This is a genomic window from Bradyrhizobium sp. UFLA05-89 (assembly GCF_059803475.1).
The window spans coordinates 39269-63262 of sequence record NZ_JBANBA010000037.1; the positions used below are offsets into that span (position 1 = coordinate 39269).

The window sequence follows — 23994 nt, forward strand, 5'->3', positions numbered from 1 at the left end:
GCTTCCCAGGTACGGGTCTCAGCAACCGGCGTGCCACGGCAGCGGCAGGCGTCTTTCGTGTCTGCGTTCAATGAGTTAACGCGTCGAGTGCCGTATTGCCGCCGCCCTGTGTTGGAAAGCTGACATGCGTTGTGATTGAAACGGCACGCAGCGGTGCGAGAAGCGATGTTGATTGAAGTATCGCCGCTCTTTTTCTTGTCTTTTGTCGGAAGGATGGCTGGTCAGATGGCTTCGAGACGCCGTGAGGGGTACTTGCGCGACTTGCTGGTCACCTAACCATGCGAGAAGCGTCAGCTAATCCGCCAAAATGATCTGAATGGCACGTGCAAGCGGAATTGCGAGTGGCGTCAGGGCCTGGTCAACCAGAAAGCGGCGCTCATTCTTGGAAAGCACGTCGGGTTCGACGACCGCATAGTGGACCTCGGACGAGCGCTTTAACGCCTGTCGCGCATAGGTGCGCAGGAGCTGGTCGTTGAAGCGGCAGCCCAAAAACAGGAAGCTGCGGCCAGCGCGGCGAGCCTTCACCTCGTCGGGAATCGGCGTCTGTATATCGATTTCGGTGAGCACCTCAACATAGTCGGCGTCGGAGACCAGGAAATTTCTAGCCGGGGCGACGCCACCGTGCGGCTTATAGAGGATCGTTGTCCACTTTTTTGCCAGAGAGCAATCGACTTCGGTGCCTGCGGCGTCGTAGAAGCGGTACCAGCGATCTTCACTGAGGCCGGCGCGGGTGATTCCCTGGATCTCGCCCCAATTGCGACGGCCGGCCAACGCATTTCGCATCGCGCCATCGTACCAGCTGTCAACGATCAGTGGCAGCGGCAGCGTTCCAAGATACCGCTGTAGCTGCGTAGGCTCGATCGGCGCACTAAAGGCGTCCGCCATCATCGCTGTCAGGGTGGTGCGGTGCCTCGTGGTTTCGATATACTGTGCGGAGGCCGAGGCGTTCCCTCTCGCGCGCTTTGGCAGCGCCACCTTTGTACCGAAGAATTCCGCCAGTTCCTCCAGATTTATCGGCGCACTCGCGTTCGACAACTCAGCTAGGCCGGGCCCGAGATAGGGAACGACATTGCCGCTGCGAAGCTTCTCGGCGACCTTGCCGAGAATGGCTTCGGCAACCGACCGAATAACGAACTCGATCTGCGAAGCCGGCGCGTTCACGTCTCTTCCCTGTCGCCGCCACGTTTCTTGGCGTTGATCGTAACCGGCAAGGTTGTGTCGTTCGTCATCGGCGGCAGATCGAGCACCCAGCCATTGGCTATTCTGATCCATCCGCCCCACAGCGTCTCGTGCTCGAATTCAACGATCGGTTCTTCAAGATCCTTCTTGGGCACGTAAATCGACAGGCCGGTTTCAGGTGAACGCCGAATGATAACTTTCATGGTATATACTCATTGCATCAAGAGGTCGATTTTGCCCGCTCCGGTCACGTAGGTGACGCCTCTCTTAGTTTCGCGATGATACTTCGTAGCACAAAAAGGACATGATCGATCTCCTCGCTGGTGGTCTCGCGGGACAGCGAGAAGCGGATCGCGCCGCGTAACGAGGCTGATGGTACATTCATCGCGCGAAGCACATGCGACGGCTCCATGGAGCCCGATGCACAGGCCGATCCGAGGGAGACAGCAACACCGGCGCTATTCAGATGATGGATAATTGCTTCACCTTCGAGATTCTCAAATGCGATATTGGAGGTGTTAGGTAGGCGGCTCTCGTTGTCGCCGAGCACGGCGCAATTGCCAAACCTCAGAACGCCATGCTCCAGCCGGTCGCGCAGCGCGGCTATTTTGCCCGCCTCGCGTTCGAGCTCCAAGGCAGCAAGTTCCGCAGCCTTACCCAGCCCAATGATCCCGGGCACGTTCTCGGTGCCGGAACGTCGGCGGCGCTCTTGCGGCCCTCCGAAGATCAGCCGCCTGAACTTGGTGTCCTTGCGCACATAGAGCGCGCCGACGCCCTTCGGACCATGCAGCTTGTGGCCGGAGAGCGACAGCATGTCGATCTCCGTGGTCTTCACGTCGATCGGAATTCGCCCCGCGGCTTGTACCGCATCAGTGTGGAACAGTGCGCCGACCGAGCGCGCCATTTTGGCGAGGAGCTCGACCGGAAAGATCGTTCCGGTCTCATTATTGGCCCACATGACGGAGACAATCGCGGTACGGGCGGATAACGCGCGGCGATAGGCATCAATGTCGAGCCGCCCGGAGCGGTCGACAGGAATTAGATGACATTTGTTGCCGCGACGGCCGAGCTCGTCTGCGAGGGACAGCACGGCCGGATGCTCCACACTCGTCGTGACGAGTTCGTCGCGTCGCTCCTGCACGGCAAGCGCCGAGAGGATCGCTGTATTATCTGATTCGGTGCCGCCCGAGGTGAAGACGACTTCATGATCAAAGGCAGCACCGATCAGCGCCTGCACGCACCTGCGCGCCTCTCTGATGCTTTCCGCGACTTCTCTGCCTACCGCATGCGTGGACGAGGCATTGCCGAATCGCTCGGAGAAAAACGGCAGCATCGCCGCGACGACGGACGGATCCGTGCGAGTCGTCGCGTTGTTATCGAGGTAGACCGGCTGCACCGTACGCCTTCTTTAGTGTCGGGCTTTGGCGGGGCCAGCGACCGGGATCAGGCGGACGAACTCGCCCAGCCGTTCGATGAGGCGCGTCTGGATGCCTTCTAGCGTCGCACTCGCGAGCTTGCAGTAGACGCAGGCGCCCGTGAGCTGAACCATGATTTTGTTACCATCGATCCCAACAAACTCGCAATCTCCGCCATCACGCTTCAAATTCGGCCGGATTTCCTCGAGCACAACGCGAACGATTTGTTCCCGTTCGGAGGGTTCATCGGCTGCCGATTGTCTCGTTCGTTCGGTCTCGACAAGCATCTTCTGATATCTCTGTCGTTTCTTGGTTTACCGGCCCTAGCTGAATGACTTGCCACATGAGCAGCTCGAATTTGCGTTGGGATTGTCAAAGGTGAAGCCGGACCCTTCCAGCGCCGCCACAAAGTCAATCGTAGTTCCGGCAAGATGCTCGTGACTATTGTTGTCGACAAACACCTTGATGCCGCCTCGCTCGATCACGGTCTCATCGGGCTTCGGCTCATCGGCAAGTCCCATCGTGTATTTGAACCCGGCGCAGCCGCCCTCTTCGACCATGATCCGCACGCCCCTCGTCCCCTGCGCTCCCCCAGAGATCGCGCTCTTCATGGCATTCTCCGCGCTCTTCGTCAGATTAATCATCGCTATCACTCACCATCAGCGCCGGTCCGGGATACTTTTGGCAAGTCCCATGCCAAGGATCGCACTCCTGACAATGCTCGGCTTTTGCTATTGTCGCCTGTTTGCGTTGCAAGCCATGTCGGGCTTGCGACACGAGGCTTTGCGACCTGGGAGGACCCGAGCGAGACACCGTCGTGGCCGGCGCCTCATCTCTGCGTAAGCCGCACAAACGAAGCGGAGCCTTTGACGTTCGCCGCATACGTGGGCAGACGGCAAAAAATTTGCATAGGGGGGCAAAGTTGAGTTCACACGGTGCGACATCCGCGCCAGCACATCAGACGAGGAGGACTTCATGACATTGATCGACAACACCGTTCTTGGCCGGCTTGATAAGGAAGGCCGTTTGCTTAATGCGGTGCTGAAGGGTGACACCAAGAAGCCCGGTCGATTCGGCTTCCGCGGCGATATCGCGCTAAGGTTCCAGGCCCAGGTCGCCGACGAAAAGCGTCCACCCGACTATTCGATCGAGCAGGTACTAACGGTCGCGGACGAGGGAGAGACCACGATCCCGGTACTGGCCGGCTACCTGCATTCCGTTGCCTATCTTGCCGATGTCGCAAAGGTGCTGGACGGCGCATTAAGCCCGAAGGGCAGCTACTTCATGTTTTGCAACAACATTGATCTATTAGCGAAATACCGCACCAAGATCGGCGACATCACATTTTGCGTTCTGCCATGTGACGAGTCGACGGTGTGGAAGGAGATGATGGATCTCGCCGGCGTCGATAAAAACGACATCAAGAAACTCGATACTGCCGGCAAGCTCGACTATCTGCTCGATGCCGCCAAGTCCGTCGACGCCTCCTATGCCGAACTCTCCTACGAGGAAGTCCTCGCCAAGATGAAGCCGGTGAAGAACCGTAACGAAAATCGCCCTGTCTGACGTTATCGCGCCAGATCTCTTCTTCTACGCGGCAAAGCCGTTTGCGTGACGGGCGCGCAAGGCGCCCCGGGTGGCAGATGGTGTAATTTCAGTTCATCACTGAAGACGGCTGGCTGGAGAGCGGCTGACTACTACGAAGCCCATTACCGTCAAGGTTTTGCCGCGCTAATGAATCCCCACCGCGAAGAAGCAGGAGATGACAGGTGGAGCTCCAGCGCGCCTGCCGTTGGAGGGAGTCTATTCCAGTTGGTGGCCTCGGCAGACCCGCCCGACTTCGTGCTGTGATCCAAGGCAGATTCCCAGATGGCGGATCTGCGCGAACGCGTTTCGCTTCAAGGATATTACCTCGTGGTCTGGTTGTAGCACCCCGCGCGGGGGAGTCAGGCGCACGGTCTGGCGCAGCTCAGGGATTGCAGAGACATATGTGGGTTGCCGAACAGGAGACAGAATTGAGATGACCACGCTGGTCAAGAACACCAACGACGGCCGCAAGCTCGAAGTCGTCGGGCTCGCAATCATGCTTGGGGGCAAGCTCGAAGCTAACGAACTCATCCAGGTCGCGAACCATCCTTACCGCCAAGCGATCCTGGCCGTAGTGCCCGAAGCTACCCATATGGCTGGCCGCGTCCCGCTGACGCGCGAGGAAGCGGAGATCGTTCTTGCAGCTTTCAAAAAGGCCGAGGCCGATATGCTCGCCAATCCGGCAGCAATCCACGAGCGGTTTCGGATTGCTGCGATGATGAAGGCATGTGAACAGGGGATCGAGTAGCCGCCGGGCTGAGGGGCCATAACTTGCTTGTCGTGCCCCCGAGGCTGGCATCAAGAATTCCAAGCGCCGAGCTCTCCGCCGCATGCCAAATCGCTCGGGCACAACCGCGATGAGTTCGGAGAAATGGCAGGACCAACTACGTCGTCGACTCGTTCTGATCCTAACGTCTGCGCCAGGAGGAACAATGCTACTCGCACTCTTGTTACGTTTTCCGGCGCTGACAGCTGCAGAAAGACCCTGACATTTTCCGCTTCGCTGCTCGCAATGGCTCGGCTCAAGCAGCCGGAGCGTGGGTCTGGCAGTTGGTCGGACACACCCGGGCGCAGGCGCCGCAGCCGATGCACGCACCGTCATCGCTTAGCACCATGACCTTTTTCTCGATCTCGTCATCGTCGTCTTCGAGGTCGATCATCTCGCCCTTCTCGTTGAGGCCCTTCAGCATCATGACCTCGCGGCCGCACACCTTGTAGCAGCGGCCACAGCCGATGCACTTCTTGGGATCGATGCATACCAAAAATTCCGGCCGCCAGTCGCGACCATCTCGTGTTGCAAATGACATGGTCAGGATCCGTATGCTTTTTCCTTCGCCTTGAGATCCTCGCGCTTGCGCTCGAGCTCGTCGAAGGCATCGTGGACCTTTTGGGCAACACTCGGGATCGAGGTCCAGTTGACCGGCAGTTCCTCCGCCAGATCGTGGAGATCCATCTTTGCCCGGGTCGCCTTGGCCGAGAGCTTTTTGATTTCGGCCTTAAGTTCTTCAAGATCGCTCATTCGTTACCTCAGTAATTCGCAACTTCCGGGAACCTGCGGACCATCTCAACTGCGCTGTCGACGTATCTGTCACCTTCCGCGACGAGCTTTGAGAGACTATCAAAACCGAAGCGATGAACGTCGCGCAGCTGCTTATTTACGACAATGAGCCGGCCGCCGATCAGCACGATGCGGCCAAAGCCTTCATGGTGCATCTTCAGCATCGGCGAGATCATCAGGCCGGTCGCCTTCTCAATGGACACTGCAACGGCGTTGAAGAACAATTCCAACCGCCAGATCGTGTCCGGATCGGGATCGCCAACGATCGGCAATGCACGGCGCTTTTCCCTATCGAGAACATAAGGCTCGAGCAGCTCGAGATCTTTCTTACCCTCCCAAGCGCCATGGCTGTCCTCGGCGCGCCAAATCTTGACGAGCTCTCTCACAAAGGGCGCCTCCCCCGCGGGGTCAGGCTCGCTCAATTCAGCCGCCTCTGTCATAGTCGCTTCTCTCAGTCCTCGAAATCAAACGATCGTTCGTGGGCCTTGGCGAGTACCTTGCGTAGCCAGGGTGGCGGCGAGCCTTTCAAGACACCTTCGAGCTTGATACAGAGATCGTCGATCGCTTCAGGCTCGCTTACCTTCATCGGATGGATGTTGTTTGCGACGACGCGCGCAGCGCCGGAGCCGCCGATCGCTGCAACGTAGAGAATGGCGCAGTCTTTGATGGCTTCAATCTTCGGCGCGAGCTTGTCCTCATTACCGTCCTCACTCAAGTCGCCATCGAACTGAATAGCTTCGATCAGGCGATGCCCTTCGGGCTTGACATCATAGATGGCAATGTTTTTAGCCCAGCCAAAATGTGCATCGACGCGCTTCAGATCCTGGGTGGCGAATGCGACTTTCATCTGAGTAATTCCTCTATTCGCGTCAGTTCAGCTGCGACGGATCGACATGCAGACCCGCATCGGCGTTCCGCCAGGTTTCCGGCGTCGGCTGACGGTTGTCCTCGCGGTCAGTAATGATCAGATTGGCGAGGTCAAAGATCAGCTCGCGCGTGCCACGATAGCCAACCGTCATCTGGTGGCCCGCGCCGAGGCGATCGAACATCGGAAAGCCGGCACGGAAGAATGGAATGTTCAGCCGTGCTGCTGCTTGGCGGCCGTGCGAATGAGAGATCAGGAGATCGCAGTCATACGCCTTGGCACGCTGCTCCAGATCTTCGAGATCCCCGATGAGGACCTCTCGAGCCTTGACGCGTTCGAGCACCGGAGAGGCCGTCGTCGTAACCGCCGCGGTCACCTGCGCGCCCATCTCATAGAGCATACTGGAGATATCGAACAAGAGGTCCGGTTCGGCCCCAATGGCGAGCTTTCGACCGCCGATATGGAAATGCGCATCCAGCATGGCGTCCGCGAGCTGGCCACGCTGGCGGCGATATTTTGCAGGCACCGGTTTGTCACTGATCTTGCTCAGGAAAGTGATGAATTCATCATTGGGGACGAGGCCACAGAGCCGCTCGAACAGCCGGAACGGCACGCCCGTCCTCGCCTGCATCGCCTCGGCCGCGCGCCTCATCTGCGCTCCGATCCCGATCGTCCAGCCCGCCTGCCCCATGGTGGCGATCTCGTCGACCCCGATCCCGCCGATCGTGGTTGGTGTGAACTCATCGGGAATGTGACCATCGAGCGAACCCGCAATATCCGGCAGAAAGGACGCCTTTAGCCCAAAGTCCTCAAAGATTGTCCGCAGTTCGTCAAGATCGCCGGGGGTAAGATGGCAGCCAGGCAAGACATTGATGCGCGAGCAGTCACGCGGCGCAACCGCGTAGGCAGGCTCGACAAGCACGTCAATCATTCGCGCCACGGTCTTTTCCCAGCCATCCTGAAATGCGTCTTTGAAATCCGGTGTCGAAACGTAGACGAGCGGAACTTTTTCGAGCTGCGGATGCTTCCGTCGAACAAGACGAATGAACGCCTCGACGTCGTCGCCCTTGGTCTCGGTAACACCGGTCGAATTGATTCCAATAATTTCGGGCTTGGTGCGGTTGTAGATATTGAGAATCGCCTGCTCAACATTCTCATACCCGCCGAGCACGGTAGCAACCTCGCTCATCGCCGTGGTCTGCAGCGGCACCGCCTCCTTGAAATGGCGGACAAACAGGGTCAAGCCGAAGGACGTGCAGCCCTGAGAGCCGTGCAAGAGCGGCATTGCGCCCCGAACGCCCAGGAAGGCGAAAGAGCCGCCGATCGGCTGGCTCATCTTAAGCGGATTGATCGAGCAGGCCTTATTGGAATTGGTAACGATAGCCATGGCCAGGAACCTGCTTCGCCATCCTACTCCGCCGCCTGCTGCATGGGCGCAGGCTGGGCCGCGGTAATATCCTCGATGGCTTGCTTGCGGGCGCCGCAGATGCCGGAAGCCTCGGTGTGCTGCGCGACGTCGTGGATCGCAGTCAAGCCGTGAAGGACAACGCCATCCTTGATGACGCCGAGATCGACGCGACGGAAGGCTCTCTTGGCGCGAGCGGCCTTTTCGGCGCGGCCCCGATTCGGAGCAACATCGGCGGTCGCCACATCCACCTGCAAAGGCGCCTTACTTTGCCAATTAATGTCGGGATCATCCCACGGCGCGGGCTTTCGGAGCTGATCCCATATCGGGTTGTAGAGCGCCTTGTCGATCTCTTCCATCAACTTCACGATTCCGAGATACCCCATATAGGCGTGGCAGCGCTCCTGATTGATGTCGAGCCATGGCGTCGCAGCCTTCAGGGCGACAAACTGCGACTTGCCACCGGAGAGCATGATGTCCGCTTTTGCTTCCTTGAGCATCTTGTACATTTCACGCGGCCTCAGATCCTCGATCATGTGGGCATCATGGCCCATCAATCTATGGATGCGCTCCTTGTCTTCCGTGGTCGATTTTTTCACTGAAGTGCCAACGATCTCGAGCCCCACCTCCTGCAAAGCTGAGACGACCGACCACGATTTCACGCCGCCAGTGAACAGCAGCACCTTCTTGCCGGTAAGGCGTGGCTTGAAGCGCTCGATTGCAGCCGTGGCCTTTGCCTCCTCGCGTGCAATTACGGCGTCGGTTCGTTCCATCAACTCGGTCGGCGCGCCGCGCTCGATCAGCAGGCGCGCGATCTGGCGCAAAGATTCGCTCGAGTCCTGGATGCCATAGAATGATCCTTCAAAGAAGGGGACGCCGTAACGATCCCTCATCTTGCTCGCGACATTGATCAAGGACTTCGAGCACACCATCATCGCGGCGCGAGCCCGATGTGAGCAGGCAACCTCGCGATATTTTCCATCGCCGGAGATGCAGGACAGGATGCGAATACCGAGTTCGTCGAGCAGTGGCTTGATCTGCCAGAGTTCGCCGGATAGGTTGAATTCGCCGATGAGATTGATGTCGTAGGGCGTGGTGGAGTCGGGCTCCTGCGTGCCGATCACGTATTCCAACAGAGCTTCGCCGGCGAGCTTGTTGCCAAGATTCTTCGAACCAACAAACCCCGGCGAATTGACAGGAATGACGGGCTTGCTGAATTTCGTCGCGGCGAACTTGCAGACCGCATTGATATCGTCACCGATCATGGCCGGCACGCAAGTCTGGTAGACAAAGATCGCCGAGGGATCATACTTCTCAATGATTTCCTTTATGGCTTTGTATAGCCGCTTCTCGCCACCGAACACGACGTCAATCTCATGCATGTCCGTCGTGAAGCTCCTGCGCCAGAGATCACAGCCTGAGGAGACGGAGCCGCGATTGTCCCAGGAATTTCCTTCGCACGCGATCGGGCCATGAACGAGATGGGCTACGTCGGTAAATGGCTGCAGCGCAATCTTGGCGCCATCAAAAGCGCAACCTCCGGCGGCCCCGCCCGGCTGCAGCTGCTTGGTGCAGCCTTTCTTGCGGGCAGCCTCCGATTTGTTGGCGTTCTTGACGCAGTCCGCCTGGTCGAAGACGTTCTGGATTGTGGACGACAGCGAAGTCACGGTTTTCTCCTTGCGCGGACGTTTTCCGGTCAGCACGGACGATGGCCCGACTGGTGTTTACATCCCCACCTCACAGCCGCGACAAGCGGCTATGAGGCGGGCACTCGCCCGCATCAGCGGATAATGTCGAAGCTGTAGTCGGTTTTACCCACCGCGTTGGTATTCCTGTCGATCTCCTCAAAGATCCGATCAAGTATCTTCACCAGCACATTCAATCCCCCCTGATAGCCCCACACCGGATAGCGGTGATGATGGTGCCGATCGAACACGGGGAAGCCGATGCGGATCAGCGGTGTTCCGGTATCGCGCTCCAGGTACTTCCCGTAGGTGTTGCCGATCAGAAAATCGACTGGCTCGGTGAACAGCAGCGAACGCATGTGCCAGAGGTCCTTACCAGGATAGGCGTGGCAGTCTTTGCCGAACTGCGAACTGGCAAATAGCGCCTGCATCTTCCCTTCCCAGGCCTTGTTGCCGTTGGTTGACAGGACGTGGGTTGGTTCGGCCCCGAGCTCGAGCAGGAAGGCAGCCAGGCCATAGCAAAGGTCCGGATCGCCATAGATTGCGAACTTCTTACCGTGGATGTGTGCGCTGGAGTCTGCCATGGCGTCGACCAGACGACCGCGCTCCCGCTCCAGGACCTCTGGGATTTCCTTGCCAGTAATACGCGACAGCGTCATTAGGAAGTCATCGGTCGCGCTGACGCCGACCGGATGGTTAAACGCAACGACCTGCTGGCCATGCCCCTCGATGAACGGTAGCGTTTTCTCCGTACAATATTGCTGCATGGAGATGGTCGCCCTTGCGTGGATGGCGTCCGCGGTGTCCTTCAGTGTCGTGCCACCGTCATACATGCGGAACTCACCATCAGTGGGCGTGTCGAACACGTCACTGTTGTCCGCCAGGATCGTGTACCCAATCCCCATCAATTCGAAGATCCGCTTTATCTCGCGGATGTTGCCTACGGTGTAACCGTCGAAGCCGCCGATGAAGTTGATCTTCTCGTTCGGCTCGCGCTCGAGCTTGGGCTCAGATCCGGATTTGCCGTCCCAGAAATGTTCGATGATGCCTTTCAAAGCGTTATCATAGCCGGTGACATGGCTACCGACGAAGGCGGGCGTATGAGCAAAGGAAACGTCGAACTCAGCCGGCACCGACCCCTTTTCCTTCGACGTCTTGATGAATGCGTTGAGATCGTCGCCAATCACTTCCGCCATGCAGGTGGTAGAAACCGCGATCATCTTCGGTTTGTACATATTGTAGCTGTTGGCTAGCCCGTCGATCATGTTATTGAGGCCACCGAATACGGCCGCGTCTTCGGTCATGGACGAGGAAACACAGGAGGTCGGCTCCTTGAAGTGCCGCGACAAGTGGCTCCGATAGTAGGCGACGCAGCCCTGTGAACCGTGCACGAAAGGCAACGTGCTCTCGAAGCCGACTGAGGCAAACACCGCACCTAGCGGCTGGCAGGCCTTGGCCGGATTGATGGTCAGTTCCTCACGCGCGAAGTTCTTCTCGCGATATTCGGGGGTTTTGGCCCATTCGCGGATACGCGCGACCTCGGCGGGATCATGCGCATTCTCAAAGAGCGCTCGTTTGTTGGCCAGCATCTGCTGGTATTCCGGACCTCGGAACAGCTCGAAATGATCGAGCACGTTTTCGGCATTCTGGGGCATCATGGCGTCCTTGTTGGATTCGTGTTCGATCTGTGGCCCGGCTCGCTTATTCCGCCGCCATAAGGCTCGGACGCGGAGCGTCCTTCCACGGCGCCTTGGTCTTCTTCCAGATCGGGGAATTGATTGCCATGTCCATGTCGCGGGCGAAGATCGCGAACCCATCGTAGCCATGATAAGGACCCGAATAGTCCCACGAGTGCATTTGCCGGAACGGCACGCCCATCTTCTGGAACACGTACTTCTCCTTGATGCCGGAACCAACGAGGTCGGGCTGAATCTTTTCGACAAAGCGCTCGAATTCGTAGCCAGTGACGTCGTCATATATCAATGTGCCGTCCTTGACGTAATGTTGGGCGGTGCGCTGATAATCGTCGTTGTGACCGAATTCGTAGCCGGTCCCGATAACTTCCATACCAAGATCTTCATAGGCACCAATTACGTGCCGAGGGCGCAAACCACCAACGAACAGCATCACGGATTTGCCCGTTAGCCGCGGTCGATACTTGGCGACGACGGCATCCATCAGCGGCTGGTACTTCGCGATGACGCTTTCGGCGCCCTCCTTGATCTTGTCGTCGAAGAAGCTCGCGATCTTGCGCAGCGACTCCGCGATCTTGGATGGGCCGAAGAAGTTGTACTCGCACCACGGAATGCCGAACTTCTCCTCCATGTGGCGAGAGATGTAGTTCATCGAGCGATAGCAGTGCAGGATGTTCAGCTTCGCCTTTGGCGTCGCCTCAAGCTCGGCGAGACTGCCGTCGCCTGACCATTGCGCAATCACGCGCAAGCCCATCTCCTCCAAGAGAATGCGAGAGGACCAGGCGTCGCCGCCGATGTTATAGTCGCCGATGATGGCAACGTCATAGGGCGTTGGGTCGAATCGCCGCTCTGTCTCAGGGTTGATTTTGTCGAAAATCCAGTCGCGTACCGCGTCGTTGGCGATGTGGTGCCCGAGCGACTGAGACACGCCGCGGAAACCTTCGCAGCGCACCGGCACGATAGTCTTGCCGTCATACTCCTTCGACTTTACTCTCGACACCGCCTCAATGTCATCGCCAATCAGACCGATCGGGCATTCCGACTGGATGGTGATTCCGCGGTTGAGCGGAAATAGATCCTGGATCTCGTCGATGACCTTGGTGAGCTTCTTGTCGCCGCCGAAGACAATGTCCTTCTCCTGGAAGTCGGAGGTGAACTGCATAGTCCCAAAGGTGTCGATGCCGGTGGTGCCGACATAATAATTGCGCCGCGATCCCCAGGAATACTGGCCGCAGCCGACCGGACCATGGCTGATGTGGATCATGTCCTTGATCGGACCCCACACGACGCCCTTGGAGCCGGCATAGGCACAGCCTCGAATGGTCATCACGCCGGGGATCGATTTAAGATTCGATTTGACACCGCAGTCGGACTTACCAGCCTCGTGCACATTAAGGTGCTTGGCACGCCGTTTGGCGGTCTTATCGGGGTAGGCTTTCAAGACTTCGCTAATCAGATCCTTGTTGCGGGCCTTAATCTCTGCAACGCTCTTGGTGGATGCCAAGCTCATACGAATATCCCTTCCAATTGTCCTGTGCGCGTTAGGGGCCGACGTTTTCTCGACGCACGCCGAATGTGAGGTCTGCGTTACGCCGACAGCGCGGCGAGCTCGGAAGCAGTCTTGCCGACCTGACTTTCGTCGATCGGCTTCATGATGCCGTGCTCCATCAGCATGTCCTCAAGCTCGTCCATGCTGATCGGGGTCGGGATGATTCCCTTGCCGCCATTGTTATGGATCTTGGTCGCGAGATTGCGATAGTGGTCCGCCTGCTTGGAGTCCGGCGCATATTCCAGCACCGTCATGCGGCGCAGCTCGGCGTGCTGGACGACATTGTCGCGGGGCACGAAGTGAATCAGCTGGGTGCCGAGCTTTTTGGCGAGTGCTTCCGCCAGCTCCAGCTCCTTGTCGGTCTGCCGCTCGTTGCAGATCAGGCCACCGAGCCGCACGCCGCCTGAATTGGCATACTTCAGAATGCCCTTGGAGATGTTGTTGGCGGCGTACATCGCCATCATCTCGCCGGACATGACGATGTAGATCTCCTGCGCTTTGTTCTCGCGTATCGGCATCGCAAAGCCGCCGCAGACGACGTCGCCGAGCACGTCGTATGACACGTAATCGATGTCCTCGTAGGCGCCGTTCTCTTCGAGGAAGTTGATCGAGGTGATGACGCCACGGCCGGCGCACCCGACACCCGGCTCCGGACCGCCGGATTCGACGCAGCGAATATCCTTGTAGCCGACCTTCAAGACATCCTCGATCTCGAGGTCCTCGACGCTGCCGGCGCTCGCCGCGAGACTCAAGATCGTGTCCTGTGCCTTGGCGTGCAGGATCAGACGGGTCGAGTCCGCCTTCGGGTCGCAGCCGACGATCAGGATCTTGTGACCCAACTCGGCCAGGGCTGCGAGCGTATTCTGCGAGGTCGTGGACTTGCCGATACCACCCTTGCCGTAAAACGCGATTTGTCTCAGTGAAGACATGTTGCTCTCCGTCAACCGGTTAATGATCTGCGGACTGCGCTCTCTCTGATCCTATCGCCTAGCGCGCCGCATTGGCAGCTCGGTGAAAAGGCGATAGCCGAGCCCTTGCGTAACGACTTTTGCAACCTGCGTGCCAGCGCCGGCTCGAGGCGAAAAATGGTGTCAGTAGAGATAGATAATGGTGGTGCAGATAGGCATTGTTGTAAGTCTGACATCGGCAAGTTTGACTGAGCGGTCACACACGCCTGTCAGAAACAAAGCAATGATCGCTTTGTCCGACTAACGAAATCGGTAGTTTTCCTTTTCGGCACGTCAAGGTACGGAGCTTGCTCGATGTGTATCAATCAATACACCGAGGGTATCATGCACTTCGCGACCGAGGTTGATGCGAGCCGAGACCGTCCGACCGTCTTCCTGATCGAGCGCGAACAGGTGGTGCGTTCCGCGCTCGACTACATTCTGCGCGAACGCTATCAGACACATGCTTTTTCCTCTGTGAAAGGGGCCATGACCTGTCCGATAACAGCTCCCGACGCAATGTTGCTGGGTATTGCTATCCTGCGGGAGCGAGGCGACGCGGTCCTGGCAGAGCTCGGCAACGTCTTTGCGCGTGCTAAGATCCTGCTCATCGCGGAACGGAATTCCGATCCTGTGGTACGGGCCGGGCTTGAACGGGGCGCACACGGCGTCATCCGCAAGCCAATCTCCTACGATTCCGTCTGCAGTGCCGTCAGCATAGCTCTCGGTGCATCGATCGCTCCTGATAAGCCATCCCGTCTCATTCGCATCGCGTTCGACAGGAGCTTCTAGCCCAACCTTCGATCGGCCAAATTGTTTCGACCTACGCCCTCTCGGGATGCTCGCGAATGGCTTGCAAGATCGGCAGGAACAATCGCGCACGCCTTTTTCAGCTCCGGCTGGCAGTCCTGGATACGGACAGCGAGCTGAAATTCGCCCTTAGGATAATCGACGCGCCCCTGGGTGGGCACAATCATGACCAGCCAGCGACAACGGGCGTCAAGCCGCCAGCCAGCGCGCATGCGCCGACAATCCTTCGACTGAGCCCGTCGGCGGCGACATCTTCTTGGACATCTTCAGGCGGGGACGCATGTGTCCTCGATTGGACAGACGACCGCGCATTGCGGCGTATCGCAATGTCCCTCGCACTCTGTGCACTTTTTCGGATCGATCACATAAATGTCGCGCTTTAGGCTGATCGCGCCGTTCGGACACTCGAACTCACATGCACCGCAAACCGAGCATTGCGAGGCGACGATCTTGTAAGCCATGGATTGCGACTCCTAGGAGATAAATGATGCCGTTGGATATCCCCTTTCAAGCCGCGTGCCACATTCCAGACACTTGAAATCCCGATATGACATGTGGCTGCGACGGTCGTCGTGAGCCATACAGCACGTCACACCCCGTGGTGACCCCACCGGAAATGTCTGACCCCAAGAGCGAAGGTCTTGAGCCCGCACCCGATCTGCGCGATGCCACGACGAATTGGCGTGGCCTCTCGAACCCGCGCGGGTCTTCGGGTACGCCCGACCTGGCGTGGACCCGCGCAAGCGCGACGACCTTGGCCCCCATTTCGGACTCCGCACCACTGTGGGTTATGTAGACAGTCATACCCACGCTGTCGACTTACCGACAACGGCTTCGTTGCCTTCGTCCAGTTTCTAGCGGATATCTCCAATTAATCTCACGCGACTTATCGACGTCATCCGCGCCGCAATATCACACGTGCTGTCCGCCATTGATCGGCACTTCCGCACCAGTGACGTAGCTCGCCGCGCTCGAGCAGAGGAAGAAAATAACCTTCGCAACCTCGTCCGGCGTGCCGACACGGTGCAGCGGTATAATCGGCGCCAACTTTGCCTCGGTTTCCGGCGACAAGATATCGGTCTTGATCTCGCCCGGCGCAATCGCATTGACCCGAATTCCAAATGGAGCGTAGTCATGCGCCATCTCGCGCGTGAGGCAGGCGAGCGCTGCCTTGGAGGTCGCATAGGCAGTACCGGCGAACGGATGCACGCGACTGCCGACAATTGACGTGACATTGACGATCGATCCGGATGCCACTTTCAATTCTTCGAACAGGCCTTGAGCAAGTAGAATAGGCGCGACAAGGTTGACGTGAAACACGCTCATCCAGGTTTCGATGGATGTTGTTAGGGAGTTCAATCGACTGCCGTCGGGCGCCTTTGGGGAGATGCCGGCATTATTGACCAGCGCGTGAATCGGCTCTCCGTTGAGCCTCTGCTTGATTTCGGTGATCGCGCCGGGCAATGCGCGATGATCGCTCAATTCCACCTGGACGTGGTTATTGATGCCCGACTCCCAGGGACATCGACTGCGATCAAAAGGCTGCCTAGAACAGGAGATGACTCGCCATCCGGCTTCCGAGAACAATCTACCCGTCGCATGACCAATGCCGCGCGAGGCGCCGGTTAGTACAAGCGTCTTCCCCTCGCCACCTCGTGCACGCGACCTATCGTCGTGAAACGGACAGAGCGCGAGATCCGGCACAGGGGTTCGATTAACAACACCGTCTCCATCTAATCCATGAAGGGGCAAGCGAGCTCCTCGAGACTTGGTGAGATACGCAACGTCGTCACCGATGCAAGAAAGTTTGCAACAATTAGGCCAGTGCAGGTAGATGCACGATAAGATTCTCCGGATGTCGGCTTTTGCGACATCATCACCGGATTGAAGCAAGAGCTTATCGTCCTTCAATCCACATCCTGTGCTGAAAACGGCGCGCTTGGCAGCGGACCTCACGAGCTGTGTTCTCTCTGGAGGTCCTTACATAGTCGCTGTGCTGCTTGAGACGCGCGTCAAGGCGCACCAACCGTCCTATAACAACGATATTTTACGAAGGGGCTTTCACGCATCGCAGCTCGCGAAGCCAACCGAGGCGCCCGGCGCACTTTCGCCATCCGTAAAATGCGCCGGGTCCCGCCTCTGCACCATCAGTACATCCGTGATGATGCTGCTCTGACTGACGCGAGTAGCGTGGCGAAACTGAGGCCATTGGGAGCGGCGCTACAGCGCCACAACATAATTTACGCAAGCGGTTCGAACGAGCTTGAATCGCACGTAGCGTGAGTTTGTATGATCTCTGATTCCGCGTTTGCACGCCAATACGACCGGTAGTTATACCGACGCGAGAGAGCGGCCAGGAGGGCCGCCATCCTCTCCCACGCCTTAGATACACAGCCCCCGGTAAACCAGAACTCCATTCGATTGTCGCGCATGCGCGTTCTGATGGACTATCATACGCAAGCGAAGTCACTGGACGAATCCAGCGTTGCAAGCAAAACTCCCGTGGCCTCTTTAGCGGCGATAAATCCCCTGCAACTCAGCGCAGTCTCCTAAGATCACCCGAAGCTCGCTTGGAAGCCGCCAATTCAGTTCGACATGGCGCTTTCTTCGTACGAGGCAGAATCGCCCAGTGCGCATCTGACGTAGATCGCAGCTTGATAGAATTATTCCGACGGCCATCGCTTGAGCTGGATTTTCATCGGATATCCGTAGGAGCGTGATTAGGGCCCCGATCCAGAAGGCTGTGAACACCATGACAACGTCGTCTTCGACCAAGACCGAGACGGCTATCCTCAGTTCACTTCATTGTCGTCGTCCGACAGCCCGCTTTAGTCTTCGCCGATTTCCTCGGCGGACCGGTGATGGCGGGCGAGGCAATTGACCGCGTCGATGTACACGATCGAGCAGTCCCCAGATCATTCATGAATTTCCACGAGAGCAACGGGGCGATGGATTCCTTCTTCCTTAAGCCCATAGGCTCTCTGGGGTGAGGATCTCGAACGGCACGATCCGCTGCTCGATTGACGCTGTGTCTCGACACTCGACCAAGCGCAACATCACATCAATCAGCTCCTGGGGCATCTTGTCCAGGGGATGGCATATGGATGCGGTAATCAGTCCTTCGTTCATTCCTTTGCGTGTTTCAGGTCCTACATCCCTGCAGACGATGCGGATTTTCCGCCGTCGTTCGACAGGCAGCTCGCGCACCGCGCGTAAGACGCCCGAAATACCTCCGTCATTGACGAAGATGCCTCTGAGGTCCGGATTTTTGTCAATCAGTTTGCGGACGACTCCATGGTCGTTCCCGCGCTCTTCCTGAATCAGTAGTGTGTCGCTTACGTCAAAGTCCGGGGCATGCTCGCGTATGTAGGAGCGGAAACTTGCGGCTGAAATCTCCTCGCACTGATAGCGGTTTCCGCCGATCAGGGGAACTACCTTGCCTAACTCGCGGACCGTCTGCTTGATGAACCAAGCCGCTGTTCGACCGGCCATCCAGTTGTCAGTTCCCACAAAGCCTGCCCGGCTCGCGGCAGAGAGGTCAGTAACGTAGGCGACGACCGGAACGCCTATGGCCCGCAATTCGTCGATCGCCTGACTGACCAGCGGATGGTCGGCGGTGACGATAGCGACGGCGTCGCTTTGTTTCCCAAGGCTCAGGAGATTGGTAGCGACGGCTTCCGGGGCCAGGTCGTCCTCGAAGAGCACGTTCGCCTTGATAACGGTATCGGTGCGCCGAGATGCGGCGGCGACGATTCCCGCGGCCCACACCTGGTAGAGCGGCCGGTGCGACTGTTGCATGAGAAAGCCAAGCCTCCGGTGAGGCTTCATGCGCTTGCGCAGCGTGCCCAAGCCGTAAAAGCCAATTTTCTCTGCTGTTTCCGCGATACGCTCGGCGGTTTCGGAGCGCACCGTGGCGCCACCATGCAGGAGCCGATTTACCGTCGACACACTCACGCCGGCTCCCTGCGCCAAGTCGGCGATCGTTGGCCGTTTCATCGCTATCTCCTGGATGCGTCATCAGTGGCCGTTGTCAGCGAGTGACCCATTCCGCGCAAGCGTCTCTCCTCGGAGGCGTCCTCGCGATGTGCGAAGTGATGTAGAGACTGCCTCCGCATTTGCGTACCGAGCAACACGCGTCGAGCCGCCTGGTTGATAGTCCTTGCGAGCAACGGCGGCGCGGCGGTCACGAACTTGGCAAGTGGACTTGCGCTACGATCGCTTACAAAGGTGGAAGCGAGGGTGACTGACATGGTTCGGCGTGCCCGAGTACGAGCGCTCATCAACCCGTAAGCGCGGGACTTACTGCTCCCATGAGCCTGCTGCGGATTCGATGTACACATCCGATCTACGACGAGCGAGCTGTCGAACGCCCCTTCCGTTACCCATCCTTCGGCTTATCAGCCGTTGGTATCCGGTCGCCGGAATCCGGAGAATGCACATTTGTGGTCACATCAAGCACGCAAGGTAGGTAGCGGTCACGACGCCGAAAACGTAATTCTAGGGCGGCATAGGCGCATCCGAAGCTGGCAAAGAAGATGGAAAACAAAATGAAGAGGAGTGGAGCGCTTTCCTCTCTCCACATGCACTGTGAGAACGCCATATATTGCGGCCACCTTTGGTCAGGTCGGGAGGACCTACGATATAGTCTACAATCTGACGTTACGTGCGATTCAAGCACCGTCGGCCGCTGCGTGAGAATTCTGCAAGAGCTGAGCTTTGGCTCACTGGGGCCGCCTAAGGAAGCGCTGCCAGAAATGCACTGTCGATATCTAGTCATCTGGAATACAAGTTCGTCGCATAAAAGATCGCTGGGGGCTCTGAAGGAGAGCGCTTGTGGCGAATGCAGGTGTGAGAGGACGGCCGACCGCGCCGTTGGTGCTGAGTCAGCAGGAGCGGACGTACTTGGAGAGGCAAGTTCGTCGTCATCGTGTTACCCGCTCGCTATCTGAGCGGTGCCGCGCGATACTGCGGTCTGCGGATGGCCTGCCAAGCAAGTCCGTGGCTACCGAACTCGGGCTCCATGAGCACACCGTTGGCAAATGGCGCCGCCGATTTTTGAGGGATCGCTGCGATGGCCTGCTCGACGAGGCCCGCCCTGGCCGCCCTCGCACCATCAACGACGATCAGGTTGCCGCGGTGATCGAACGAACGTTGCGGACGACGCCAGCCGACGCGACGCACTGGTCGATCCGCTCGATGGCTGCGGAAACCGGTTTTTCCCACGCCACGATCCGCCGAATGTGGGCGGCGTTCGGGTTGCAGCCGCACCGTAGCCAACATTCAAGCTGTCGAGCGATCCGCTGTTCGTCGAGAAGGTGCGCGATATCGTCGGCCTTTACCTGTCCACGCCGAACCGAGCCCTTGTCCTCAGCATCGATGAGAAAAGCCAGATTCAGGCGCTTGATCGCGAGCAGCCGGTCTTGCCGATGATGCCTGGCGTGCCGGAGCGTCGCACGCACAGCTATGTGCGGCATGGCACGACCTCGCTGTTTGCGGCGCTCGACGTCGCCTCGGGGTTCGTCATCGGCAAATGCTACAAACGCCACCGGGCGGTTGAGTTCTTGAAGTTTCTAAAAGAGATCGATGCTCAAGTTCCTGAAGGGCTCGATGTCCATATCGTCATGGGTAACTACGCCACCCACAAGACACCCAAGATCAAGGCGTGGCTCGCCCGACGGCCGCATTATCAAGTCCACTTCACGCCGACTTCCGCGTCATGGATCAATCAGGTCGAGCGCTGGTTCGCTGAACTCACCAGAAAGCAGATCCAGCGAGGTGTTCACACGTCCGTCAGGCAGCTCGAGGCCGACATGCGCACCTTCATTGACCTGCACAACAGAAACCCAAAGCCCTTCAAATGGACCAAGTCCGCAGACCAGATCTTGGCTTCCGTCAAACGCTTCTGCCACAAAGCCCAGCAGACTTTACGTGGCGAACTTTAGATTCACGTGACTAGACTAGCTAGTATGTTCATGAACAGGCAACATGGTAAGTTCATCCTGTCCTACAGCCACGATCTTATCGACCGAAAATCCGTTGAATCGCGTCATTTTCGTGTAGGCGCCCACATTCTGGAATTCAATCCAATCGCCTTCGCTCAAATCGCGTGGTAGTGAATACGAGAATCCAAGCCTGTCCATGCCGTCGCAAGTTGGGCCAAAGATGATGAAGTCCTGCCACTCCTCAGTCTGGATTGGCTGTCCCCCACGCCAAGCGCGGGCGGGGAGCAGAAAATATTGTCGGGCAGGTGAGAGCCCGCTGTAGATGCCCGCGCCGCAGTATAGTGCCCCGCCTTTTCTTAAGATCACGCGGCAAAACAAAGAAATGCTATCATGAACCAGTGCTCGTCCGGGCTCGCACAAGAGTTCAACACGCTTTAGTGCATCCGTTCCGCGCACAAGTTTCGTGATGTCGGAGAGCATGCTCAAGGGAGAGTGATAGGGGACGTTCAGATAATGGCCGGGAAAGCCGCCACCAATATCGAGCGCTGTGGGAGCCGGAGAAACAGCTTCTATAATGTCGACGGCCGCCCGAATGCCATGCAGATAGGGATCGACAACGATCGTTTGGGAACCTGGGTGAAAGGACAAGCCCGTGGTCCAGCGCGATTGCGCGTTGACGAGACCCAGCAGACGGCCCGCTTCGGCCGGCGAGACACCAAACTTGTCGTTTAAGTCTAACATGGCGCACGTCCCGCTACACTTGAACCGGACGTAGATTCGTATTTCCGGATCATGCGACGGCAGGACCTCGAGGAGCTTCCGCAGCTCGGCTTCGCAATCGATGACATAGTCGCGAACCCCCAGATCCCGGAACGTCCGTTCGATATCGCGACGAGATTTCACGGGATTCATGAACCATGAACGGGCGCGGGGAATAGTCGAATTAACAAGGTGGGCTTCGGCCAGCGACGCCACGTCGAATCCGGCCACTCCGGCGCGAGAGATCGCGTGCAGAATTTTGGGCAACGGATTCGCCTTCACCGCATACAGCACGCGTCCTGAGAAATGCTGCGTGAATTCGCGCGTGACGGATGCAAGACGCCCCTCATTGAGCGTATAGAAGGCATCAACTTCCGCCGTTTCCAGTGACCTTACCAAGCTCATATTGCACCATTCCTCTCGCGCCAGACGGGGAGTAGCCAGCGCCTTTGTTGCCTGCTGCGAGAGCAATGACCATGCCAGCGCTCCTCGCGCATTGAACCGCCCGATTACGCTTTGAAGCAGTTCGCCATGCGCCACGGCGCGCGCTTACAACTTTTGTACACGGCCTTGAAAAGCCAGACAAAGATTGAGGGGCGGGCGGAAATGGATTTCTTTAGGATTTACGGTAAGGCCACCCGGGCCAGAAAAGATATTCCCCCGCAGACTTCAATGGGGTGGCTCGAGCTCAGCGTTCGCGGCGCTGATGCTTTTCCGAACTACATCACTTTCTGTGCCGCGTCACGCGGAGCGCGACCAGTTGGGAACCGGACCTTCCGGATGGGGAATGTTCGTCTATCGCTTCGAAACCGATAGTTCCGCGACTCTGCCGAGCCGCACGCTTGGCCATACGCGCGTTCTTTCCGCCTTGCCGGGATTGGGCCGTCCCTAGCGCCACGCGGGCCGCCGTGGCCTGGGCAAAGCCTGACCGGCCGACCCTATCCCTGGGCACTTCCAGGCAAGGACGCTGCTTCCGTCGGTAGCCGGAAAACGCTGCCATTGCTGCTTCCGCTGCATCTCCGCAATGGCATGGCTGCGGTTCGACTGGATGTCGTGGCGCGGCGGAGCGATGTACGGGGCAACGAAACGGCGCGGCAATCAGCGCCAGGCGCGAACCACGAAAGAGAAATCGAATGCTCGACTCGCCTTACGGCATGCACCTGGCGATTTTTCTGGCTTGCGATATCGACAAGCCGACCGAAGACCGGCCGGGGCGCATCATCGAACGTCTGATGGATCGCGCCGACAAGGCGCTGCGTTCCGGCAAGGTCACGCAGGTCCAATACGACACTTGGATAAAGGCCCTGAACACCTAGGCCAAGAGCGGTGAAGCTCGCGCGATAACCGAAGCCGCAGCCTCCTGGCTGCCCACACGCCCGGCACCCGAAACGGTCTCTGGGCTCGGGGCAGTACGGCGCGACCATTCCGGTCGCCGCAAAACAGGAGAAGTTGAAATGGCTACCAAGGAGAAACCCGCGAAAGAAGACTCCCGCTAAGAAGGCGGTCGCCAAGAAGCCCAGCGCCAACTCCAGACCGCTGAAGGCAAGCTCTACCTCTATGTCGCGATCCACCGCACCAGCAAGTTCGCCTTCGTGCAACTGGTCAGAAAGACGGGAAGGAGCTCGGCCTCGGCCTTCCTCGAAGCTGGCTGTTCCATACAAGATCCCCACGGTTCTGACCGACAACGGAATCCAGTTCACTTTCCCGCCACGCTACGCGGATGGCCCGATGGCAAGATACGTGACACGGATGTTCGATCTGCGCTGCCAAGAGAATGGCACCGAACATAGGCTGGCCAAGATCAAGCATCCCTGCACCAACGGCGAGGTCGAGCGCATGAACCGCACGATCAAGGAAGCGACAGTCCAATGCTACCATTACGATCGACACGATCAGCTCGAAGCTCACCTTGCCGACTTCATCAACGCCTACAACTACGCTCGGCGGCTGAAAACCCTGAAGTGACTCACGCCTTATGACTGCAAACGACTTTCCCAGCCAGAACGAGTCAAACTCAATCCCCTCCAGCAAATGCCGAGACTAAACACCTAGATTGCTAGCCAGCAGCCTCGATTTGATTAATTGATCTGTCTCAAACGCCGCCTCCTGGCCTTTGCTATTGTTTTTGATGCTGCAGGCGAGCAGGAGTTTCACGATGGACGACACATCCAAGCCGCAGATTCGGGCGTTGCTCGATCACCACCGTACGATGCGAATTGCGACACTGCGTCCGAATGGCTTGCCGCAAGTGACTACGGTGGGCTACGCCAACGACGACTTGGCGATCTATTTCCTGTGCGGGAAAGACGGCCAAAAAGGCATCCAATCTGGCCCATGACAACCGCGTTTCCCTCGTGATTGACGACGACACGCCGCAAGTGATGGAAATTACAGGTCTGTCAATGGCCGCGAGGGCCGAAGACGTGAACGATCCGGTCGAGGGCGAGAAAGCGCTGCGCCTGCTGTTTCAAAGGTATCCTGAACAGAACTTTGGTCCGCTACCGACGCCCACAGATGTTCGCATCTTCCGGCTAGCACCCATGTGATTTCACTGCTCGACTATTCCAAGGGATTTTGCCATACGGAACTTTCCACGTGC

General features: G+C 58.0%; 24 protein-coding genes and 2 pseudogenes. 8 read left to right on the forward strand and 18 right to left on the reverse strand.

Translation table 11 applies throughout. The annotated features are described in order from the left end of the window. Window positions 1–294 precede the first annotated feature (294 nt). From SO139_RS20555 to SO139_RS20575, 5 genes are read right to left on the reverse strand one after another with little or no spacing between them, the layout of a single operon-like run. The gene (locus SO139_RS20555; RefSeq protein WP_498540534.1) at window positions 295–1161 is read right to left on the reverse strand and encodes an SIR2 family NAD-dependent protein deacylase; all 867 of its coding nucleotides are present in this window, start codon (window positions 1159–1161) and stop codon (window positions 295–297) included. Beyond that, the gene (nifT, locus tag SO139_RS20560) at window positions 1158–1382 is read right to left on the reverse strand and encodes a putative nitrogen fixation protein NifT (protein ID WP_449383991.1); all 225 of its coding nucleotides are present in this window, start codon (window positions 1380–1382) and stop codon (window positions 1158–1160) included. Before nifT ends, SO139_RS20555 begins: the two co-directional genes overlap by 4 nt. 44 nt (window positions 1383–1426) lie before the next feature. Next, window positions 1427–2575, reverse strand: coding sequence for a cysteine desulfurase NifS (nifS, locus tag SO139_RS20565; protein WP_498540509.1), 1149 nt, complete (start codon window positions 2573–2575; stop codon window positions 1427–1429). A gap of 12 nt (window positions 2576–2587) precedes the next feature. Beyond that, window positions 2588–2881, reverse strand: coding sequence for a NifU family protein (locus SO139_RS20570; RefSeq protein WP_498540510.1), 294 nt, complete (start codon window positions 2879–2881; stop codon window positions 2588–2590). A 36-nt stretch (window positions 2882–2917) separates the two neighbouring features. Continuing rightward, a complete protein-coding gene (locus SO139_RS20575) occupies window positions 2918–3238 on the reverse strand; it encodes a HesB/IscA family protein (protein WP_449383988.1) in 321 nt (106 codons plus the stop codon). Between the two features lie 331 nt (window positions 3239–3569). Here SO139_RS20575 and SO139_RS20580 point away from each other — a divergent pair, with 331 nt between their 5' ends. Both SO139_RS20580 and SO139_RS20585 read left to right on the forward strand, forming a co-directional pair. Further along, on the forward strand, window positions 3570–4160 hold the full coding sequence (locus SO139_RS20580; protein WP_498540511.1) for a hypothetical protein: 591 nt from the start codon (window positions 3570–3572) through the stop codon (window positions 4158–4160). 454 nt (window positions 4161–4614) lie between these two features. Beyond that, entirely contained in the window at window positions 4615–4929 is a 315-nt protein-coding gene (locus SO139_RS20585) for a hypothetical protein (RefSeq protein ID WP_498540512.1), read from the forward strand. Between the two features lie 274 nt (window positions 4930–5203). On the opposite strand, the gene fdxB is transcribed toward SO139_RS20585, so the two are convergent. From fdxB to nifH, 9 genes are all read right to left on the reverse strand, one after another. After that, a complete protein-coding gene (gene fdxB / locus SO139_RS20590; protein ID WP_449383986.1) occupies window positions 5204–5488 on the reverse strand; it encodes a ferredoxin III, nif-specific in 285 nt (94 codons plus the stop codon). Window positions 5489–5490: 2 nt separating this feature from the next. Then, window positions 5491–5700 carry a CCE_0567 family metalloprotein gene (locus SO139_RS20595; protein ID WP_449383985.1) on the reverse strand — a complete coding sequence of 70 codons (210 nt, stop codon included), beginning with the start codon at window positions 5698–5700 and terminating at the stop codon, window positions 5491–5493. Window positions 5701–5708: 8 nt separating this feature from the next. Next, entirely contained in the window at window positions 5709–6179 is a 471-nt protein-coding gene (locus tag SO139_RS20600) for a NifX-associated nitrogen fixation protein (RefSeq protein WP_498540513.1), read from the reverse strand. 11 nt (window positions 6180–6190) lie between these two features. Continuing rightward, a complete protein-coding gene (gene nifX, locus SO139_RS20605) occupies window positions 6191–6586 on the reverse strand; it encodes a nitrogen fixation protein NifX (RefSeq protein WP_449383983.1) in 396 nt (131 codons plus the stop codon). 22 nt (window positions 6587–6608) lie between these two features. Next, window positions 6609–7991, reverse strand: a complete 1383-nt coding sequence (gene nifN / locus SO139_RS20610; RefSeq protein WP_498540514.1) for a nitrogenase iron-molybdenum cofactor biosynthesis protein NifN — start codon at window positions 7989–7991, stop codon at window positions 6609–6611. 23 nt (window positions 7992–8014) lie between these two features. Continuing rightward, window positions 8015–9676 carry a nitrogenase iron-molybdenum cofactor biosynthesis protein NifE gene (gene nifE, locus SO139_RS20615; protein WP_498540515.1) on the reverse strand — a complete coding sequence of 554 codons (1662 nt, stop codon included), beginning with the start codon at window positions 9674–9676 and terminating at the stop codon, window positions 8015–8017. A 113-nt stretch (window positions 9677–9789) separates the two neighbouring features. Beyond that, window positions 9790–11349 carry a nitrogenase molybdenum-iron protein subunit beta gene (nifK, locus tag SO139_RS20620; RefSeq protein WP_498540516.1) on the reverse strand — a complete coding sequence of 520 codons (1560 nt, stop codon included), beginning with the start codon at window positions 11347–11349 and terminating at the stop codon, window positions 9790–9792. 46 nt (window positions 11350–11395) lie between these two features. Beyond that, a complete protein-coding gene (gene nifD, locus SO139_RS20625; protein WP_498540517.1) occupies window positions 11396–12898 on the reverse strand; it encodes a nitrogenase molybdenum-iron protein alpha chain in 1503 nt (500 codons plus the stop codon). Window positions 12899–12975: 77 nt separating this feature from the next. Continuing rightward, entirely contained in the window at window positions 12976–13866 is an 891-nt protein-coding gene (nifH, locus tag SO139_RS20630) for a nitrogenase iron protein (protein WP_498540518.1), read from the reverse strand. A gap of 363 nt (window positions 13867–14229) precedes the next feature. Between nifH and SO139_RS20635 the strand changes: the two genes are divergently transcribed. Beyond that, complete coding sequence (locus tag SO139_RS20635) at window positions 14230–14676, forward strand: response regulator (RefSeq protein ID WP_498540519.1); 447 nt, start codon at window positions 14230–14232, stop codon at window positions 14674–14676. Window positions 14677–14960: 284 nt separating this feature from the next. Here SO139_RS20635 and SO139_RS20640 read toward each other — a convergent pair whose 3' ends face one another. The 3 genes from SO139_RS20640 to SO139_RS20650 form a co-directional block, all read right to left on the reverse strand. Continuing rightward, a complete protein-coding gene (locus SO139_RS20640; protein WP_449384006.1) occupies window positions 14961–15155 on the reverse strand; it encodes a 4Fe-4S binding protein in 195 nt (64 codons plus the stop codon). Between the two features lie 451 nt (window positions 15156–15606). Continuing rightward, window positions 15607–16398, reverse strand: coding sequence for an SDR family NAD(P)-dependent oxidoreductase (locus SO139_RS20645; protein ID WP_449384018.1), 792 nt, complete (start codon window positions 16396–16398; stop codon window positions 15607–15609). Between the two features lie 1260 nt (window positions 16399–17658). Further along, window positions 17659–18690: a LacI family DNA-binding transcriptional regulator gene (locus SO139_RS20650; RefSeq protein WP_498540520.1), complete on the reverse strand. Its 1032-nt coding sequence runs from the start codon at window positions 18688–18690 to the stop codon at window positions 17659–17661. Window positions 18691–19527: 837 nt separating this feature from the next. Here SO139_RS20650 and SO139_RS20655 point away from each other — a divergent pair. Beyond that, a pseudogene (locus tag SO139_RS20655) lies at window positions 19528–20636 on the forward strand (IS630 family transposase). Window positions 20637–20651: 15 nt separating this feature from the next. Here the strand turns inward: SO139_RS20655 and SO139_RS20660 are convergent. Then, window positions 20652–21935 (reverse strand): type III PLP-dependent enzyme domain-containing protein, encoded by a 1284-nt coding sequence (locus SO139_RS20660; protein WP_498540521.1) that lies wholly within the window; start codon window positions 21933–21935, stop codon window positions 20652–20654. Between the two features lie 593 nt (window positions 21936–22528). Between SO139_RS20660 and SO139_RS20665 the strand changes: the two genes are divergently transcribed. The 4 genes and pseudogenes from SO139_RS20665 (at window position 22529) to SO139_RS20680 (ending at window position 23941) form a co-directional block, all read left to right on the forward strand. Then, on the forward strand, window positions 22529–22711 hold the full coding sequence (locus SO139_RS20665) for a hypothetical protein (protein ID WP_498540522.1): 183 nt from the start codon (window positions 22529–22531) through the stop codon (window positions 22709–22711). A 207-nt stretch (window positions 22712–22918) separates the two neighbouring features. Continuing rightward, window positions 22919–23447, forward strand: a pseudogene (locus tag SO139_RS20670) (integrase core domain-containing protein); the annotation flags it as partial. 103 nt (window positions 23448–23550) lie between these two features. Continuing rightward, window positions 23551–23733: a pyridoxamine 5'-phosphate oxidase family protein gene (locus SO139_RS20675; protein WP_498540523.1), complete on the forward strand. Its 183-nt coding sequence runs from the start codon at window positions 23551–23553 to the stop codon at window positions 23731–23733. 16 nt (window positions 23734–23749) lie between these two features. Next, on the forward strand, window positions 23750–23941 hold the full coding sequence (locus SO139_RS20680) for a hypothetical protein (protein ID WP_498540524.1): 192 nt from the start codon (window positions 23750–23752) through the stop codon (window positions 23939–23941). The last annotated feature ends 53 nt before the right edge of the window (window positions 23942–23994 follow it).